The organism is Actinoplanes sp. NPDC004185, assembly GCF_053603475.1.
On the sequence record NZ_JBSGFR010000043.1, the window covers coordinates 50120 to 66428 of the forward strand.

17 protein-coding genes are annotated in these 16309 nt (G+C 70.7%); 7 read left to right on the forward strand and 10 right to left on the reverse strand.

All coding sequences use genetic code 11. The annotated features are described in order from the left end of the window. The 5 genes from ACWEOZ_RS34120 (at position 1) to ACWEOZ_RS34140 (ending at position 4285) form a co-directional block, all read left to right on the forward strand. On the forward strand, positions 1-735 hold the full coding sequence (locus ACWEOZ_RS34120) for an IclR family transcriptional regulator (RefSeq protein ID WP_451914799.1): 735 nt from the start codon (positions 1-3) through the stop codon (positions 733-735). Further along, positions 732-1604, forward strand: coding sequence for an SMP-30/gluconolactonase/LRE family protein (locus ACWEOZ_RS34125; RefSeq protein ID WP_451914800.1), 873 nt, complete (start codon positions 732-734; stop codon positions 1602-1604). Before ACWEOZ_RS34120 ends, ACWEOZ_RS34125 begins: the two co-directional genes overlap by 4 nt. Then, the gene (locus ACWEOZ_RS34130; protein WP_451914801.1) at positions 1601-2443 is read left to right on the forward strand and encodes a fumarylacetoacetate hydrolase family protein; all 843 of its coding nucleotides are present in this window, start codon (positions 1601-1603) and stop codon (positions 2441-2443) included. The genes ACWEOZ_RS34125 and ACWEOZ_RS34130 overlap by 4 nt, the downstream gene beginning before the upstream one ends. Continuing rightward, positions 2443-3462 (forward strand): zinc-dependent alcohol dehydrogenase, encoded by a 1020-nt coding sequence (locus tag ACWEOZ_RS34135; RefSeq protein ID WP_451914802.1) that lies wholly within the window; start codon positions 2443-2445, stop codon positions 3460-3462. Before ACWEOZ_RS34130 ends, ACWEOZ_RS34135 begins: the two co-directional genes overlap by 1 nt. 85 nt (positions 3463-3547) lie before the next feature. Then, a complete protein-coding gene (locus ACWEOZ_RS34140) occupies positions 3548-4285 on the forward strand; it encodes an SDR family NAD(P)-dependent oxidoreductase (RefSeq protein WP_451914803.1) in 738 nt (245 codons plus the stop codon). Between the two features lie 77 nt (positions 4286-4362). On the opposite strand, the gene ACWEOZ_RS34145 is transcribed toward ACWEOZ_RS34140, so the two are convergent. From ACWEOZ_RS34145 to ACWEOZ_RS34180, 8 genes are read right to left on the reverse strand one after another with little or no spacing between them, the layout of a single operon-like run. Continuing rightward, on the reverse strand, positions 4363-4803 hold the full coding sequence (locus ACWEOZ_RS34145; RefSeq protein ID WP_451914804.1) for a metal-sulfur cluster assembly factor: 441 nt from the start codon (positions 4801-4803) through the stop codon (positions 4363-4365). Beyond that, a complete protein-coding gene (gene sufU / locus ACWEOZ_RS34150; RefSeq protein WP_451914826.1) occupies positions 4800-5261 on the reverse strand; it encodes a Fe-S cluster assembly sulfur transfer protein SufU in 462 nt (153 codons plus the stop codon). The genes ACWEOZ_RS34145 and sufU overlap by 4 nt, the downstream gene beginning before the upstream one ends. After that, on the reverse strand, positions 5258-6487 hold the full coding sequence (locus ACWEOZ_RS34155) for a cysteine desulfurase (protein WP_451914805.1): 1230 nt from the start codon (positions 6485-6487) through the stop codon (positions 5258-5260). The genes sufU and ACWEOZ_RS34155 overlap by 4 nt, the downstream gene beginning before the upstream one ends. Before the next feature lie 14 nt (positions 6488-6501). Further along, positions 6502-7266: a Fe-S cluster assembly ATPase SufC gene (gene sufC, locus ACWEOZ_RS34160; protein ID WP_451914806.1), complete on the reverse strand. Its 765-nt coding sequence runs from the start codon at positions 7264-7266 to the stop codon at positions 6502-6504. Next, positions 7263-7595, reverse strand: a complete 333-nt coding sequence (locus tag ACWEOZ_RS34165; RefSeq protein WP_451914807.1) for a non-heme iron oxygenase ferredoxin subunit — start codon at positions 7593-7595, stop codon at positions 7263-7265. Before ACWEOZ_RS34165 ends, sufC begins: the two co-directional genes overlap by 4 nt. After that, complete coding sequence (gene sufD, locus ACWEOZ_RS34170; protein ID WP_451914808.1) at positions 7592-8725, reverse strand: Fe-S cluster assembly protein SufD; 1134 nt, start codon at positions 8723-8725, stop codon at positions 7592-7594. The genes ACWEOZ_RS34165 and sufD overlap by 4 nt, the downstream gene beginning before the upstream one ends. A gap of 40 nt (positions 8726-8765) precedes the next feature. After that, complete coding sequence (gene sufB / locus ACWEOZ_RS34175; protein ID WP_360814507.1) at positions 8766-10199, reverse strand: Fe-S cluster assembly protein SufB; 1434 nt, start codon at positions 10197-10199, stop codon at positions 8766-8768. Then, positions 10196-10936 carry a helix-turn-helix transcriptional regulator gene (locus ACWEOZ_RS34180; RefSeq protein ID WP_451914809.1) on the reverse strand — a complete coding sequence of 247 codons (741 nt, stop codon included), beginning with the start codon at positions 10934-10936 and terminating at the stop codon, positions 10196-10198. Before ACWEOZ_RS34180 ends, sufB begins: the two co-directional genes overlap by 4 nt. Before the next feature lie 107 nt (positions 10937-11043). On the opposite strand from ACWEOZ_RS34180, the gene ACWEOZ_RS34185 reads away from it, so the two are divergent. Further along, positions 11044-11982 (forward strand): COX15/CtaA family protein, encoded by a 939-nt coding sequence (locus ACWEOZ_RS34185; protein ID WP_451914810.1) that lies wholly within the window; start codon positions 11044-11046, stop codon positions 11980-11982. 440 nt (positions 11983-12422) lie between these two features. On the opposite strand, the gene ACWEOZ_RS34190 is transcribed toward ACWEOZ_RS34185, so the two are convergent. After that, positions 12423-12719, reverse strand: a complete 297-nt coding sequence (locus tag ACWEOZ_RS34190) for a hypothetical protein (protein WP_203763057.1) — start codon at positions 12717-12719, stop codon at positions 12423-12425. 228 nt (positions 12720-12947) lie between these two features. Beyond that, complete coding sequence (locus ACWEOZ_RS34195; protein WP_451914811.1) at positions 12948-13910, reverse strand: heme o synthase; 963 nt, start codon at positions 13908-13910, stop codon at positions 12948-12950. A gap of 206 nt (positions 13911-14116) precedes the next feature. Between ACWEOZ_RS34195 and tkt the strand changes: the two genes are divergently transcribed. Continuing rightward, the gene (tkt, locus tag ACWEOZ_RS34200; protein ID WP_451914812.1) at positions 14117-16300 is read left to right on the forward strand and encodes a transketolase; all 2184 of its coding nucleotides are present in this window, start codon (positions 14117-14119) and stop codon (positions 16298-16300) included. The last annotated feature ends 9 nt before the right edge of the window (positions 16301-16309 follow it).

Here is a 16309-nt window from a genome sequence, read left to right on the forward strand (position 1 = left end):
TTGGTCGGCACGGATCGGGTGCTCGCCGTTCTCGCCGAGCTGGCGGGCCACGCCGACGGCGCCTCCCTGGAGGAGCTGACCAGGGCGGTCGCCAGTCCCAAGCCCACTGTGCACCGCGCCCTGGCCGCTTTGTGCCGCTTCGGCTTCGCCGCCCGCAACGGCCACGGCCGGTACGTGCTCGGCGACGAGTTCCTGCGGCTGGCCTTCGCCCACCACGAGGCCCGCCCCGACCACTTGCGGATCGCCCCGGTGCTGACCACGCTGACCGAGCGTTACGGCGAGACCGCCCACTACGCGGTGCTCGACGGCCACACGGTGGTCTACCGGGCCAAGGTCGACCCGGCCGCCGGGGCGCTGCGGCTGACCTCCACGGTCGGCGGCCGCAACCCGGTGCACAGCACGGCGGTCGGCAAGCTGCTGCTGGCGTACGCGCTCCCGGACGACGACGCGGTCACCGCCTGGGTCGGCGACCGCGTCCTCCCCCAGCGCACCCCACACACCCTGACCAGCGCCGAAGCCCTCGCTGCGGAGCTGCGGACCATCCGGGCCCAGGGGTACGCCGTCGACGATCAGGAGAACGAGCCGGGCATCGTCTGTCTCGCCGTACCCGTGTTCCTCACGTCGCCGACCCGGCCCAGCGGTGCCGTCAGCGTCTCCGCGCCGGTCTCCCGCACCCCGCTGGCGACCCTGGTCGCCGAGGTCCGGGCCATCCGGGCGACCGTGGAGGCCCGATGAACCGGACCGCCGAGGTCGCCTCCACGCAGAGCTTCCTGCTCGGCGAGGGCCCGGTGTGGGACGCCCCGCGGGAGCGGCTGCTCTGGGTCGACATCGACGCCGGCACGGTGCACGAGGGCCGCCTCGACGGCGACCGGGTGATCGTCACCGGCACTCAGCAGCGGGACCGCACGGTCGGCGCGGTGGTCTGCTCGGCCGCCGGTGAACTGCTGGTGGCGGGCGCGGAAACGCTGCTCACCACGCCGCCGACCCGGGTCGTCACCGCCGGCTCCGGCCGCCGTCTGAACGACGGGGCCTGCGATCCGGCGGGCGCGTTCCTGGTGGGCACGCTCGCCCTGGGCGACCCCGAGGGCCAGGAGACCCTGGTACGCCTGGAGCGCGACGGCTCGCTGACCGTGCTCGACGACGACCTCAACCTGTCGAACGGCCTCTGCTGGAGCCCCGACGGCAGCCTGCTCTACAGCATCGACAGCGTGCCGGGCATCGTCTGGGTCCGCGCGTACGACGCGGCCACCGGGGCCGCCGGGCCTCGCCGGGAGTGGCTGCGGATCACCGACGGGCTGCCCGACGGCCTGTGCGCCGACGCGGACGGGCACCTGTGGATCGCGATCTGGGGCGCCGGTGAGGTGCGCCGCTACACCCCCGATGCCCGGCCCGCCGGCGTCGTCACGGTCGCCGCCCCGCACACCACCAGCGTCGCCTTCGTCGGCCCGGGCCTGGACCGGCTGCTGATCACCACCGCCACCGCCCACCTGGACGCGGACCAGCTGGCCGCGCACCCGATGTCCGGCCGGCTCTTCCTGGCCGATGTCGGGGTCACCGGGCTGCCGGTGACCCCGTGGGCCGGACCCAACCCTGGAGAGACATGAAGCTGATGCGCATCGGCGACGCCGGCCGGGAACGCAGCGTCGTCCGCGTCGACGAGGACACCTACGTCGACACCGCCGACCTGGAGGCGCTGTTCTTCGCCGCGCCGCAGGAGTTCCGGCAGGCTGTCGAGGCGCGGATCGCCGCCGGGCAGGTGCACCGGTTCGCCGGGGAACGCGTCGGCGCACCGATCCCCCGCCCGCACCAGATCCTCTGCATCGGGCTCAACTACCGCGACCACGCCGCCGAGACCGGGCAGGCCGTGCCGGACGAGCCGATCCTGTTCACCAAGCCGCCGAACACGCTGGTCGGGCCGTACGACCGGGTGCGGCAGCCGCGCGGGTCGACCAAGCTGGACTGGGAGGTCGAGCTGGGCATCGTGATCGGCCGGCGGGCGAGCTACCTCGACGACCACGACGCCGCCCGCGAGGCCATCGCCGGTTACCTGGTCAGCAACGACATCAGCGAGCGGGCCTTCCAGCTGGAACGCGGCGGGCAGTGGTCGAAGGGCAAGTCGGCCGAGACGTTCAACCCGGCCGGGCCGTGGCTGGTCACCCCGGACGAGATCGACGACGTCAACGCGCTGGGCCTGTGGCTGGACGTCAACGGGGTCCGGCGGCAGACCGGCAGCACGGCCACGATGGTCTTCGACCCGTACGAGATCGTGCGCTACCTGAGCCAGTTCCTGGTGCTCGAGCCCGGCGACCTGATCAATACCGGCACCCCGCCCGGCGTCGGCATGGGCTTCGACCCGCCGATCTGGCTGCGCCCCGGCGACGTCATGGAGCTCGGCATCGACGGGCTGGGCAGCCAGCGCCAGACCGTGGTGGCCGCCCGCTGATGCGCGCCTTCGTGATCACCGGGCCGGGCCGGGCCGAGGTCCAGGAGGTCGAGCCGCCGGCGGCCGGTCCCGGTGAGGTCGTGGTCGACGTCGAACGGGCCGGCGTGTGCGGCACCGACATGGAGTTCTTCAGCGGCGCGATGTCGTACCTGCACACCGGCCAGGCGAAGTATCCGATGCGGATCGGCCACGAATGGTCCGGCACAGTCAGCGCCGTCGGCACGGGGGTGGACGAAACGTGGCTCGGGCGGCGGGTCACCGGCGACACCATGCTGGGCTGCGGGCGCTGCGCGCGGTGCCGGTCCGGGCGGCAGCATGTCTGCGCCGACCGGTACGAGATCGGCGTACGCAACGGCTGGCCGGGGGCGCTGGCCGAGCAGTTGCCCGTACCGGTGAAAGCTCTGCAGGTCCTGCCCGAGCAGGTCGACGCGGCCCTGGGTGCCCTGGTCGAGCCGGGTGGCAACGCGCTGCGCGCGGTCCGCGGGGCGGCCCTGCCGCCGGGCGGGCGGCTGCTGATCCTGGGCCCCGGCGCGATCGGCCTGCTCACCGCCCAGATCGCGCTCGCCCAGGGTGCGGACGTGCATCTGCTCGGGCGCAGCGAGGAGTCGCTGGCCTTCGCCGCCTCGGTGGGATTCCCGCAGGGCTGGACCACCGCGTCACTGCCGGATCTGGCCTGGGACGCGGTCATCGACGCCTCCAACGGCCCGGAACTGCCGGCCCTCGCCGTCGAGCTGGTCGAGCCGGGCCGGCGGGTGGTCTACGTCGGGCTCGCCGCCGAGCCCAGCCTGATCGACTCGCGGACGCTGGCGCTCAAGGACGTCACCGCTGTCGGTGTGCTCAGCGCCTCGGGTGGCTTCGCCGGGACGGTCGAGTTGTTCGCCTCGGGTGAGGTCGATCCGCGGCCGCTGGTCGCCGCCACCGTCGGGCTGGACGACGTCGCCGCGGTGCTGGGCGGCGAACGCCGCGCCGGCTGGGGTGCCGGACCCAAGATCCACGTCGATCCCCGGCTCCGGTCATGACCAGCCGCACCTGGCCACGCCCAGCGACATCGGATCACCGCTCGGCCGGCGCGGGCCGGGTCGGCACGACACGGGAGGCCCAGGCATGACCGAGTTCGCCGGACTCACCGCGATAGTCACCGGTGCCGCCAGCGGTATCGGGGCCGCGACCGCCGCCCTGCTGCGCGAACGCGGCGCCCGGGTGGCCGGCCTCGACCTGGTCGAACACGACGCCGACCTGTCGGTGGTCTGCGACGTCGGCGACAGCGCGTCGGTGGACGCGGCCGTCGCCACGGTCGCCGAGCGCTGCGGCCGCATCGACATCCTGATCAACAACGCGGGCATCGGCGCGGTCGGTGACGTCACCGCGAACAGCGACGACGAGTGGCACCGGGTGCTCAACATCAACGTGGTCGGCATCGCGCGGATGTCGCGGGCGGCGCTGCCGTACCTGCTGGCCTCGCCGAGCGCCGCGATCGTCAACACCTGCTCGATCGCGGCGCCGCTCGGCCTGCCGCAGCGGGCCCTGTACTCGGCCAGCAAGGGCGCGGTGGCCTCGCTCACCCTGGCGATGGCCGCCGATCACGTCCGGCAGGGCGTACGGGTCAACGCCGTGGTTCCCGGCACGGCCGACACCCCGTGGGTGGCCCGGTTGCTGAACGCGGCCGAGGACCCAGCGGCGGCCGCGGCCGCGTTGCGGGGGCGGCAGCCGACCGGGCGGCTGGTCACGGCGGCCGAGATCGCCCACGCGATCGCCTATCTGGCCAGCCCGCTGGCGTCCGCGACGACGGGCACGCTGCTGGCGGTCGACGGCGGCATGACGGGGATCCGCCTGCCCGGCTGAGACCCGCGGGCGGGCGCCACGACGAGAAACGCCGGGTCAGTGAGCTGACCCGGCGTTCCTGGCGATGCGGTGCGATCTCAGACGTTGAACCCGAGCGCGCGCAGCTGCTCGCGTCCGTCGTCGGTGATCTTGTCGGGGCCCCACGGCGGCAGCCACACCCAGTTGATCCGGAAGTCCTTGACCAGGCCGCCGCCCGGCCCGGTGGTCAGCGCCTGGCGGGTCTGGTCCTCGATGACGTCGGTCAGCGGGCAGGCTGCCGAGGTCAGCGTCATGTCCAGGGTCACCACGTTGTCGTCGTCGACGTGCGCGTCGTAGACCAGGCCGAGGTCGACCACGTTGATGCCGAGCTCGGGGTCGACGACGTCCTTCATCGCCTCCTCGATGTCGGCGATGGTCGGCTTCGACACGACCGTGCCGGGCGCCGCGTCCGCCTCCGCCACCACGGGGGCCGTCGCGTCGTCGGGACCCGCCGTGTCGGCCGCGTCCGAGGCGATCTCTTCCAGCGTCTTGTCCGTCATGCTGTCTTCACCTCCGGGCTCACGCCCACACCGGCGCGCGCCGCGGCGTCCTTGAACGCCATCCACGGCAGCAACGCACACTTGACCCGGGCCGGATAGCGCGCCACGCCGGCGAACGCCACCCCGTCCCCGAGCACTTCCTCGTCGGGCTCGATCTGGCCGCGGCTCTGCATGAGCGCGACGAACGCCTCCTGCACCGGGGCGGCCTCGTCCACGGTGCGGCCCTGGAGCAGCTCGTGCAGCACGGACGCCGAGGCCTGGCTGATCGAGCAGCCGATCCCGTCGTACGAGATGTCCGTCAGGGTGGAGCCGTCGACGGCGACCCGGAAGGTCACCTCGTCGCCGCAGGTGGGGTTGACGTGGTGCGCCTCGCCACCGTACGGCGCCCGCAGGCCCTTGCCGTGCGGATGCTTGTAGTGGTCCAGGATGATCTCCTGGTACAGCTGGTCGATCATCAGGCGAACACCTTCCGCACCTGCTCCAGACCACGCGCCAGGGCGTCGATCTCGTCGGTCGTCGTATAGAGGTAGAACGAGGCCCGGGTCATCGCCGGGACCCCGAACCGCGCGCACACCGGGCGCGCGCAGTGGTGCCCCACCCTCACCTCAACACCGAGGTCGTCGAGAATCTGCCCGACATCGTGCGGGTGCACACCTTCGACCTCGAACGAGACCGTGCCGCCGCGGCCTTCCGGGGTGCCCGGGCCGAAGACCCGCACGCCCGGCACGTCCGCGAGGGCCTTCAACGCGTACGCGGTGAGCTCCTGCTCGTGCCGGTGGACGTTCTCCATGCCCAGCGCCGTCAGGTAGTCCACTGCCGCGCCCAGGCCGATCGCCTCGGTGATCGGCGGGGTGCCGCCCTCGAAGCGCGCCGGCGGCGGGGCGAACGTCGTGCCGCCCATCGTCACCGTCTCGATGGTCGACCCGCCGGCCAGGAACGGCGGCATGGCCTCGAGCAGCGCCATCCGCCCCCAGAGCACCCCGATGCCGGTCGGGCCGAGCATCTTGTGCCCGGTGAACGCGATGAAGTCGGCGCCCAGCTCGACCACGTCGAGCGGCAGGTGCGGCACCGACTGGGAGCAGTCGAGCATGACCAGCGCGCCGACCTCGTGGGCCCGGGCGACGATCCGCGCCGGGTCGTTGATCGTGCCCAGGATGTTGGACATGTGCACGATCGACACGAGCTTGGTGCGTTCGTTGACCAGTTCGCCGAGGGTCGACTCGTCGAGCCGGCCCTCGTCGGTGACGCCGAACCAGCGCAGGGTCGCCCCGGTGCGCTGACAGAGCAGCTGCCACGGCACGAGGTTGGAGTGGTGCTCCATCTCGGAGACCACGATCTCGTCACCGGGGCCCAGCTCGAGCAGGTCCGCCGACGTGTACGCCACCAGGTTGATCGCCTCGGTCGAGTTCTTGGTGAACACGACCTCGTCGGGGCTGGGCGCCCCGATGAAGGCGGCGACCTTCGCGCGGGCATCCTCGTACGCCGTGGTGGACTCGGTGCCGAGCGTGTGCACGGAGCGGGACACGTTGCCGTTGTACTGCTCCTGGTGCGCTCGCATGGCGTCGAGCACCTGCCGCGGCTTCTGCGAGGTGTTCGCGCTGTCGAGGTAGACGAGCGGGTGCCCGTTGACCTCCCGGTTCAGGATCGGGAAGTCGGCACGCACCCGCGCCACGTCGAAGGTCATGATCGCCCCGATCCTCAGGCCCGCGCGCCGGCCACGTAACGCTCGTAACCTTCGGCCTCGAGCTGCTCGGCGAGCTCCGGGCCGCCCTCCTGGACGATCTTGCCGGCCACGAAGACGTGCACGTAGTCCGGCTTGATGTAGCGCAGGATGCGGGTGTAGTGGGTGATCAGCAGCAGGCCGGCCTCGCCGGACTCGCGGACCCGGTTGACGCCCTCGCTGACGATGCGCAGCGCGTCGATGTCGAGGCCGGAGTCGGTCTCGTCGAGGATCGCCATCTTCGGCTTGAGCAGCTCGAGCTGCATGATCTCGTGGCGCTTCTTCTCACCGCCGGAGAAGCCCTCGTTGACGTTGCGCTGGGCGAACGCCGGGTCCATCTGCAGCTTCTCCATGGCGCCGCGCAGCTCGCCGGCCCAGGTGCGCAGCTTCGGCGCCTCGCCGTCGATCGCGGTCTTGGCGGTCCGCAGGAAGTTGGCCACCGAGACGCCGGGGACCTCGACCGGGTACTGCATGGCCAGGAACAGGCCGGCCCGGGCCCGCTCGTCGACGGTCATCGCGAGGACGTCCTCGCCGTCGAGGGTCACCGTGCCGCCGGTGATCTCGTACTTGGGGTGCCCGGCGATGGAGTAGGCCAGGGTCGACTTGCCGGAGCCGTTGGGGCCCATGATGGCGTGCGTCTCACCCGACTTCACGGTCAGGTCGACGCCGGCCAGGATCGGCTTCAGCTCGCCCTCGGGCAGCTTGACCGACACCTGCAGGTCGCGGATCTCGAGGGTGCTCACGGGTTGACTCCATTACTCGGCGTGGTCGAAACGTAGATGTCGCCGTCGCGGATCTCGACGGGGAAGGTCGCCACCGGCTCGGTGGCGGGCAGGCCGCTGGGCTCACCGGTACGCAGGTCGAAGCGGGAGCCGTGCAGCCAGCACTCGAGGGTGCAACCGTCGACCTCCCCCTCGGAGAGCGCGACGGCGGCGTGGCTGCACTCGTCCCGGACGGCGTAGAACTGGTCGTCGTCGGCGTGCACGACGGCCACGTCCACCCCGTCGATCTCCGTGGTGATCACCGAGCCCTTGGCCAGGTCGGCGGCGGGGCCCACTAGCTCGAAGCTCATGAACCCGCCTTCGCCAGCCTCGCCTCGATGGCGTCGCCCAGGCGCTCGCGCAGCTCCTCGACCGGGATCTTGTTGATCAGCTCGGCGAAGAAGCCGCGGACCACCAGCTTGCGCGCCTCGGACTCGGGGATGCCGCGGGCCATCAGGTAGAACAGCTGCTCGTCGTCGAAACGGCCGGTCGCGCTGGCGTGCCCGGCGCTGACCACCTCACCGGTCTCGATCTCGAGGTTCGGCACCGAGTCGGCGCGGGCGCCGTCGGTGAGCAGCAGGTTGCGGTTGATCTCGTACGTCTCCGTGCCGGTGGCCGCCGCCCGGATCACCACGTCGCCGACCCAGACGGTGTGCGCCGAGCGGCCCTGGAGGGCACCGCGGTAACCGACGTAGCTGCGGCAGTCGGGAACGCTATGGTCGACGAGCTGGCGGTGCTCGACGTGCTGGCCGGCGTCGGCGAAGTACAGGCCGTAGAGCTCGGCCTCACCGCCGCGGCCCGCGTACTCCACGCTGGCGAACTGCCGCAGCAGGCTGCCACCGAGGCTGACCTGGACGTGGACGACCTTGGCGTCGCGGCCCACCTTGAACTTGACGTGCTGGGCCTGCACCGCCTCGTCATCCCACTCGGTGAGCGTGACGAAGGTGAGCTGGGCGCTGTCCCCGAGGACGACCTCGATGTTGTCGGCCAGCGTGGCCGGGCCGACCTGCTCCAGCACCACGGTGACCTTGGCGAAGTTGCCCACCTTGACGTAGGTGCGGGCCGCCGCGGCCGCCGTGCCCTGGCCGACGACCCGGATCAGCACCGGCTCGGCCGCGACGGTCTCGGCCGCGACGTCGATCAGGGTCACCGCGGCCGCCGAGCCATGGGCCAGTGCGCTGACCCGGTCGAACGGCGTCAGCACCGACTCGACCTGGCCCGCGTCGACCTGGGTCACCGACACCCCGGCCGGCAGGTCACCGGGCGCGAAGCCCGGGGCCGCACCGGTCAGCGCGGTCGCGGTGATCAGCTCACCGAGCCGCTTGATCGGGGTGAACCGCCACTCCTCCTCCAGGCCGTTGACGGCCGGGAAGTCGGTGACGTCGAAGGAGCGCAGCACCTGCGACTTGGTGCTCGGCGGGGCCATGGCCTCGGTAGTCATCTCGTCCTTGCTCTGGTGGTGGATAAAGGCCCGGGGGCGGTCAGCCGACCGCTCCCTCCATCTGCAGCTCGATGAGGCGGTTCAGCTCGAGGGCGTACTCCATCGGGAGCTCCTTGGCGATCGGCTCGATGAACCCGCGCACGATCATCGCCATGGCCTCGTCCTCGGTCAGGCCCCGGCTCATCAGGTAGAAGAGCTGGTCGTCACTGATCTTGGAGACGGTCGCCTCGTGGCCCATCGCCACGTCGTCCTCGCGGATGTCCACGTACGGGTACGTGTCCGAGCGGGAGATCGTGTCGACCAGCAGCGCGTCGCACTTGACCGTGCTGGCGCTGTGGTGCGAGCCCTCCATGACCTGCACGAGGCCGCGGTACGAGGTGCGGCCGCCGCCCCGGGCGATCGACTTGCTGATGATCGACGAGGAGGTGTGCGGCGCGGCGTGCACCATCTTGGCGCCGGCGTCCTGGTGCTGGCCCTCGCCGGCCATCGCGACGCTGAGCACCTCACCCTTGGCGTGCGGGCCGGTCATGTAGACGGCCGGGTACTTCATCGTCACCTTGGAGCCGATGTTGCCGTCGACCCACTCCATGGTCGCGCCCTCTTCGCAGGTGGCGCGCTTGGTGACCAGGTTGTACACGTTGTTCGACCAGTTCTGGATGGTCGTGTACCGGCACCGGGCGTTCTTCTTGACGATGATCTCCACGACCGCGCTGTGCAGCGAGTCGGAGGAGTAGATCGGGGCGGTGCAGCCCTCGACGTAGTGGATGTAGGCGCCCTCGTCGACGATGATCAGCGTCCGCTCGAACTGGCCCATGTTCTCGGTGTTGATCCGGAAGTAGGCCTGCAGCGGGATGTCGACGTGCACACCCTTCGGCACGTAGATGAACGAGCCACCCGACCACACGGAGGTGTTCAGCGCGGCGAACTTGTTGTCGCCGACCGGGATGACCGTGCCGAAGTACTCCTTGAAGATGTCCTCGTGCTCGCGCAGGGCGGTGTCGGTGTCCAGGAACAGGACACCCTGCTGCTCGAGGTCCTCACGGATCTTGTGGTAGACGACCTCGGACTCGTACTGGGCCGCGACACCGGAGACGAGGCGCTGCTTCTCCGCCTCGGGGATGCCGAGCTTGTCGTACGTGTTCTTGATGTCCGCCGGCAGGTCGTCCCAGGACGCGGCCTGCTTCTCGGTGGAGCGCACGAAGTACTTGATGTTCTGGAAGTCGATGCCGGTGAGGTCGGCGCCCCAGTTCGGCATGGGCTTGCGGTCGAACAGGCGCAGGCCCTTGAGCCGCAGGTCGAGCATCCACTGCGGTTCGTTCTTGAGCGCGGAGATGTTGCGCACCACCGCTTCGGACAGGCCGCGCTGGGCGGTCGCCCCGGCGGTGTCGATGTCGGCCCAGCCGTATTCGTACTTGCCCAGGGCGGCGAGGTGCTCTTCCTGGGTGACGACGGGCTGGACGATCTGCTCGGTCATTTATCTGTCCTCACAGTGGTGGCGGTCGAATCGGTTGTGCTGATCGCGCGCGGCGGGGTGGGGATGTGCGTGGTGCACACCCCGTCGCCGTGCGCGATGGTGGCCAGGCGCTGCACGTGGGTGCCGATGAGCCGCGAGATGACCGCGGTCTCGGCGTCGCACAGCTGGGGGAACTCGGCGGCGACGTGCGCCACCGGGCAGTGGTGCTGGCACAGCTGCCCGCCGGACGCGATCGTCGTCGCGTTGGCAGCGTAACCCTCGGCGGTCAGGGCCTCCGCGAGCGCCTCCGCCCGGGCGATCGGGTCGTCGCCGGCCTCGAGCAACGCGGCCCGGCAGCGCTCCTCCAGGGCCGAGACCTGAGCGGTGGCGAAGGCGGTGACCGCCTCCGGGCCGCCGTGCTCGGCGATCCACCGCAGGGCAGCGGTGGCGATGCCGTCGTAGAAGTGCGGGAAGCCCTCGCGGGCCGCCGCGGTGAGCACGAACGCCTTGGCGGGCCGGCCCCGGCCGCGCGGACCCTGCGGCCGCGTCTCCCGGACCTCGACGAGCTGGTCGGCCAGCATGGCGTCGAGGTGCTTGCGAATGGCGGCCGGACTGAGCCCGAGCTGGGCACCGAGCTCGGCGGCGGTGGCCGCGCCGCTCTCGAAGAGCAGCTGGGCGACCCGGTCACGGGTGCGCGCGTCGGCGGAAGGGGCCACGACGGCCACTCCCCTGCTCCGCGCCAGCACTCCGTTTTTCACTACGCCAACGTTACGTATTTCGGAGAGCCCCGGCAAACCGGCGCCCTGGTGATCCAGGACACCGCGTGCCCCGGGCGCGCTCAACCAAGATCAAATTCCGGCGTACGATGCCAGAGGTGAGCAATGGCACCCTGCTGCGCCGCCTGGCCCTGGCCTCGCTGATCGCCAACATCGGCCTGGTGGTCACGGGCGCGGCGGTCCGCCTGACGAGGTCGGGTCTCGGCTGCCCCACCTGGCCCCGATGCACCGAGGAGTCGTACACGACGACCCCGGAGATGGGCATCAACGGCGTCATCGAGTTCGGCAACCGGGTGCTCGGCATCGTGCTGGGCCTGATCGCTCTGGCCTGTTTCATCGCGGCCCTGCTGCAGAAGCCCCGGCGCCGATCGCTGGTCCTGCTGGCACTGGCGGCGGGGCTGGGGATTCCCGGTCAGGGCGTGATCGGCGGGATCACGGTGCTGACCGACCTGAACCCGTGGGTGGTCGGCCTGCACTTCCTGCTCTCGATGGCGCTGATCGCGACGACGTACGCGCTCTGGAAACGAACCCGGGAGGGCGACCGCCCGCGCCGCACCCTGGTCCGCACCCCGCTGCCGACCCTGGCCCGCCTGACCGCCCTGGTCAGCGGGGCCGTGATCGTGGTCGGCGTGATCGTCACGGGCAGCGGCCCGCACGCCGGCGACGAGAACGCCAAGCGCAACGGCCTGGACCCGGCGACGATCTCCCAGGCCCACGCCGACCTGGTGTTCCTGTTGATCGGGCTGTCCGTGGGCCTGTGGTTCGCGCTGCGCGCGGTGAAGGCCCCGGCCCCGGCGATCCGGGCGGCGGGCGTCCTGATCGTGGTCGAGCTGTCCCAGGGCCTGATCGGCTTCGTCCAGTACTTCACCCACCTGCCGGTGATCCTGGTGGGCGCCCACATGCTCGGCGCCTGCCTGGTCTGGGTGGCGACCCTGAGCGTGCTGTGGAGCCTGCGCGAACGCCCGTTCCACGAGTCACCGCGGAGCACCCCGCCGGTCCCGGCCGCCATCCCCGCGCCCGTCGCCTGACCCTCAGTGCCCGGCCACCCAGTCCCGCGGGTCGCCGAAGTTCAAGCCGTCCTGTCGTACGTGGGCCAGGAAAGCCGGACCCACCTCGCCGAGCCGGTCCCGCACGCCGGCCAAGCTCTCGCCGCGCTCGACGTCCCAGTCGTAGTCGCGTAGCGCGAGGGCTGACCAGATCCATCAAACTCGCCTCGCTTCCTGTGTCGTGGTGACGGCGGGCGGGCACCCTCAGGTCCGCCAGCCGTAGCTGGCCTCGACGGCGACGTCGAAGATTCCGGCGTCGGTGTCGAGCAGGAAGGCGGAGCGCTCCAGCAGCACCCGGCGCCGGAAACGGGCCGGGGTCTTGCCCCGCTCACAGACCCCCGGACATACGAAAGCGGCCCGGAAAGTTTCCGGGCCGCTGTGACGGATAAGGGACTGTATATGAGGAGGCGAGTGACCCGGGCTCAGCGCGCCATGCTTCGGCGGGACATCGAGCGCCACAGGTCGTTGCTCGGGCGCATCTGCTCCATGAGCTCGCGCTCCCATGCGTTTTCCACTTCGACGCCCGCTGTTTCGCATGCCTTGCGGGCGACATCGGTGCCGTCGGCGGCGAACTGGTCGGTCCACTCGCCGTCCTCGCCGACCAGGACGATGCGGGCGCCCCGCTTGCCGACGTACTCGATGACCGCTTTCGCGCCGCCGTGGCCGACGGCGAACGACTTGATGTCGGCGGTCAGTGTCGTATCGGAACCTTCTGCCATGACTCGCAGCCTAGGCAGACTTCCGGCCTTGGCAAGCACACCCAGTGCGTTTTTGTGATGGCAATTACCTGCGGGTTTAAGCGCTACGGACATTGTTTTCGACCGATACCGCCCGAATTGCACCCCGGCTGAGGTTCCACCTAACGGGGTACGGAGCGTGACCTCGCTAACGCAAATAACGGGCATTCTGTGCGACGTACGTGAATGTCATCACGCATTGCCACCAACTCAGACGAGTGCGTCGACCGCCACCGCGATGAACAGGATCGTCAGGTACGTGTACGACCAGTGGAACAGCCGCATCGGCTTGAGCGGCTCCCCGCGCCGGGAGCGCAGCACCAGCCGCACCGCCTCGGACAGGAAGATCGCGCCCGACAGCACGGCCGTGACGCCGTAGATCGGGCCCAGGCCCAGCGGCCAGGCCGCCAGCGACGCCGCCAGCATCAGGACCGTGAAGATCAGGATCTCGGCGTTGACCCGGCCGGCCGAGCGGACCACGGGCAGCATCGGGATGCCGGCGCGGGCGTAGTCGTCCTTGTACTTGATGGCGAGGGCGTAGAAATGCGGCATCTGCCAAAAGAACACAACCGCAAAAAGCGCCCAGCCCAGCGGGGCCACCGAGCCCGTCACCGCGGCCCAGCCGATCAGCACCGGGGCCGCCCCGCAGATGCCGCCCCAGAAGGTGTTCGCCGGGGTGCGCCGCTTGAGCCACAGCGTGTAGACCACGTCGTAGTAGAAGATGGACGCCGCCGTCATCGCCGTGGCGAGCCAGTTGGTGAAGGCGCCCATCAGGACGACCGACACCACCGCGAGCACCAGCCCGAAGATCAGCGCTGAGCGCGCGGTGACGGTGTGCGCCGGCAGCGGGCGCCGCTTGGTGCGCCGCATCAGCTGGTCGATGTCGCGGTCGATGTAGCAGTTAAGCGCGCTCGCCGCGCCGGCCGCCAGGGAGCCGCCGACCAGCACGACCGCCATCAGCCACAGGCTGGGCCAGCCCTCCGCGGCGAGCATCATCGCCGGAATGGTCGTCACCAGCAGCAGCTCGACGATCCGCGGCTTGGTCAGCGAGACGTACGCCTTCACCACGGCGCCGATGTCGCGGCGACCTCCCGGCCGGCCCGCCGTGGGCGAGGCCGCCTCGAGAAGACCGGGCGACCGCCCCTGGTCGGGACGCTCGGTGATCATGCTCACGGACAGCCACCTTCCGGCATCGGCGAGGGTGTGGAACTTCAGCCGTGGCCGCTGGGGACCGGCCGGCACGTTCGATCAGACTACGCGCAGCCCGGGGCGCCCTCCGGTCGGCCCGGCACGGGTGTACGGCGTCACAGCCCGCCGGGTTCACTGTCCGCTCTCAGCGTATGGGCCTGTGCCGTTCCCCGGGCGGGGGTTTACCGGGAATGGATAGGGTCAAGTCAAAAGGATTCGACACACCATGCCCGAGGAGCGCAACCGACGTGGCTGCCAAAGACGATTTGAACTGGTCCGACCTAGACCGCCGGGCGGTCGACACCGTCCGGGTGCTGGCCATGGACGCCGTCGAGAAATCCGGTAACGGCCACCCCGGCACGGCGATGAGCCTCGCGCCCGCCGCGTACCTGCTGTTCAACCGGGTCATGCGCCATGACCCGACGGATCCGCTCTGGGCCGGCCGGGACCGCTTCGTTCTCTCCTGTGGCCACTCCAGCCTCACCCTCTACATCCAGCTCTATCTCTCCGGCTACGGCCTGGCGCTGGACGACCTGGCCGCGCTGCGCCAGTGGGGCTCGCTGACCCCCGGGCACCCGGAGTACGGCCACACCCCCGGCGTCGAGGTCACCACCGGCCCGCTCGGCCAGGGCATCGGCAACGCCGTGGGCATGGCCATGGCGGCCCGCCGCGAGCGCGGCCTGTTCGACCCGAACGCCGATGGTGCCTCGCTGTTCGACCACAACGTCTACGCGCTGTGTTCCGACGGCGACATCGAGGAGGGCGTGAGCCACGAGTCGAGCGCCATCGCCGGCGTGCAGAAGCTCGGCAACCTCACGCTGATCTACGACGACAACGAGATCTCCATCGAGGACGACACCCGGATCGCCAAGAACGAGGACGTCGGCGCCCGGTACGCGGCCTACGGCTGGGACGTCCGGCACGTCGACTGGCGCAAGGGCGACCCGGACAAGGGCACCGAGTACCAGGAGGACGTCGAGGCGCTCTACGCGGCGATCAAGGCGGGCCAGGAGGTCACCGACCGGCCCACGTTCATCGTGCTCAAGACGATCATCGGCTGGCCGGCGCCGAACAAGCAGAACACCGGCAAGATCCACGGCTCCGCGCTGGGCGAGGACGAGGTCCGCGCGACCAAGGAGGTCCTCGGCTTCGACCCGAACAAGACCTTCGACGTGGCCGACGAGGTCCTGCAGCACACCCGCCAGGTCGTCGAGCGCGGCCGCGCCCTGCACGCCGAGTGGGACAAGTCCTTCGAGGCCTGGGCCGCGAGCAACGCCGAGGGCAAGGCCCTCTTCGACCGGCTGTCCACCCGGACGCTGCCGCAGGGCTGGCACGAGGCGCTGCCCGAGTTCCCGGCCGACGAGAAGGGCATCGCCACCCGCGCCGCCTCCGGCAAGGTCCTCGACGCGCTGGCGCCGGTGCTGCCCGAGCTGTGGGGTGGCTCGGCCGACCTGGCCGAGAGCAACAACACCACTATGAAGGGCGAGCCCTCGTTCATCCCGAGCGAGTACGCCACCAAGGCGTTCCCGGGTCACGAGTACGGCCGCACGCTGCACTTCGGCATCCGCGAGCACGGCATGGGCTCGATCCTCAACGGCATCGTGGCGCACGGCGGCACCCGCCCGTACGGCGGCACGTTCCTGGTCTTCAGCGACTACATGCGCGGCGCCGTCCGGCTGTCCGCGCTGATGAAGCTGCCGGTCACGTACGTGTGGACGCACGACTCCATCGGCCTGGGCGAGGACGGCCCGACCCACCAGCCGATCGAGACACTGACCGCGCTGCGCGCCATCGTCGGCCTCGACGTGGTCCGCCCGGCCGACGCCAACGAGACGGCGTGGGCCTGGCGTGGCGCCCTGGAGCACACCGACCGGCCGACCGCGCTGGCGCTGTCCCGGCAGAACCTGCCGACCATCGACCGCAGCAAGTACGCCTCGGCCGAGGGCACCCTCAAGGGCGGCTACGTCATCTCCGACGCGAGCGGCGGCGAGCCGAAGGTCATCCTCATCGGCACCGGCTCCGAGCTGTCCATCTGCCTCACGGCGCAGGAGCGGCTGGAGGCCGAGGGCACCCCGACCCGGGTCGTGTCCATGCCCTGCCAGGAGTGGTTCTTCGAGCAGGACACGGCGTACCAGCAGCAGGTCCTGCCGCGCGGCGTCAAGGCCCGGGTGTCGGTCGAGGCCGGCATCCGGATGAGCTGGGACCGCCTGGTCGGCGAGGCCGGCGAAGCGGTCAGCATCGAGCACTACGGCGCCAGCGCCCCCGCCAAGGTGCTGTTCGAGCAGTTCGGGTTCACCGCGGACAACGTGGTGGCCAAGGCCAACGCCGCCCTCGCCAAGGTCGGCGAAATCACCGGTCACAAGACCGGAAACTGAGGAGTAGCG

Coding starts and splice junctions, on each gene's coding strand:
- ACWEOZ_RS34190 (WP_203763057.1), bottom strand. CDS start 12,719: ATGGCAGAAGGTTCCGATACGACACTGACCGCCGACATCAAGTCGTTC.
- ACWEOZ_RS34140 (WP_451914803.1), top strand. CDS start 3,548: ATGACCGAGTTCGCCGGACTCACCGCGATAGTCACCGGTGCCGCCAGC.
- sufD (WP_451914808.1), bottom strand. CDS start 8,725: ATGACTACCGAGGCCATGGCCCCGCCGAGCACCAAGTCGCAGGTGCTG.
- ACWEOZ_RS34145 (WP_451914804.1), bottom strand. CDS start 4,803: ATGACGGACAAGACGCTGGAAGAGATCGCCTCGGACGCGGCCGACACG.
- ACWEOZ_RS34130 (WP_451914801.1), top strand. CDS start 1,601: ATGAAGCTGATGCGCATCGGCGACGCCGGCCGGGAACGCAGCGTCGTC.
- ACWEOZ_RS34155 (WP_451914805.1), bottom strand. CDS start 6,487: ATGACCTTCGACGTGGCGCGGGTGCGTGCCGACTTCCCGATCCTGAAC.
- ACWEOZ_RS34185 (WP_451914810.1), top strand. CDS start 11,044: ATGCCAGAGGTGAGCAATGGCACCCTGCTGCGCCGCCTGGCCCTGGCC.
- ACWEOZ_RS34165 (WP_451914807.1), bottom strand. CDS start 7,595: ATGAGCTTCGAGCTAGTGGGCCCCGCCGCCGACCTGGCCAAGGGCTCG.
- ACWEOZ_RS34135 (WP_451914802.1), top strand. CDS start 2,443: ATGCGCGCCTTCGTGATCACCGGGCCGGGCCGGGCCGAGGTCCAGGAG.
- ACWEOZ_RS34125 (WP_451914800.1), top strand. CDS start 732: ATGAACCGGACCGCCGAGGTCGCCTCCACGCAGAGCTTCCTGCTCGGC.
- tkt (WP_451914812.1), top strand. CDS start 14,117: ATGGATAGGGTCAAGTCAAAAGGATTCGACACACCATGCCCGAGGAGC.
- sufB (WP_360814507.1), bottom strand. CDS start 10,199: ATGACCGAGCAGATCGTCCAGCCCGTCGTCACCCAGGAAGAGCACCTC.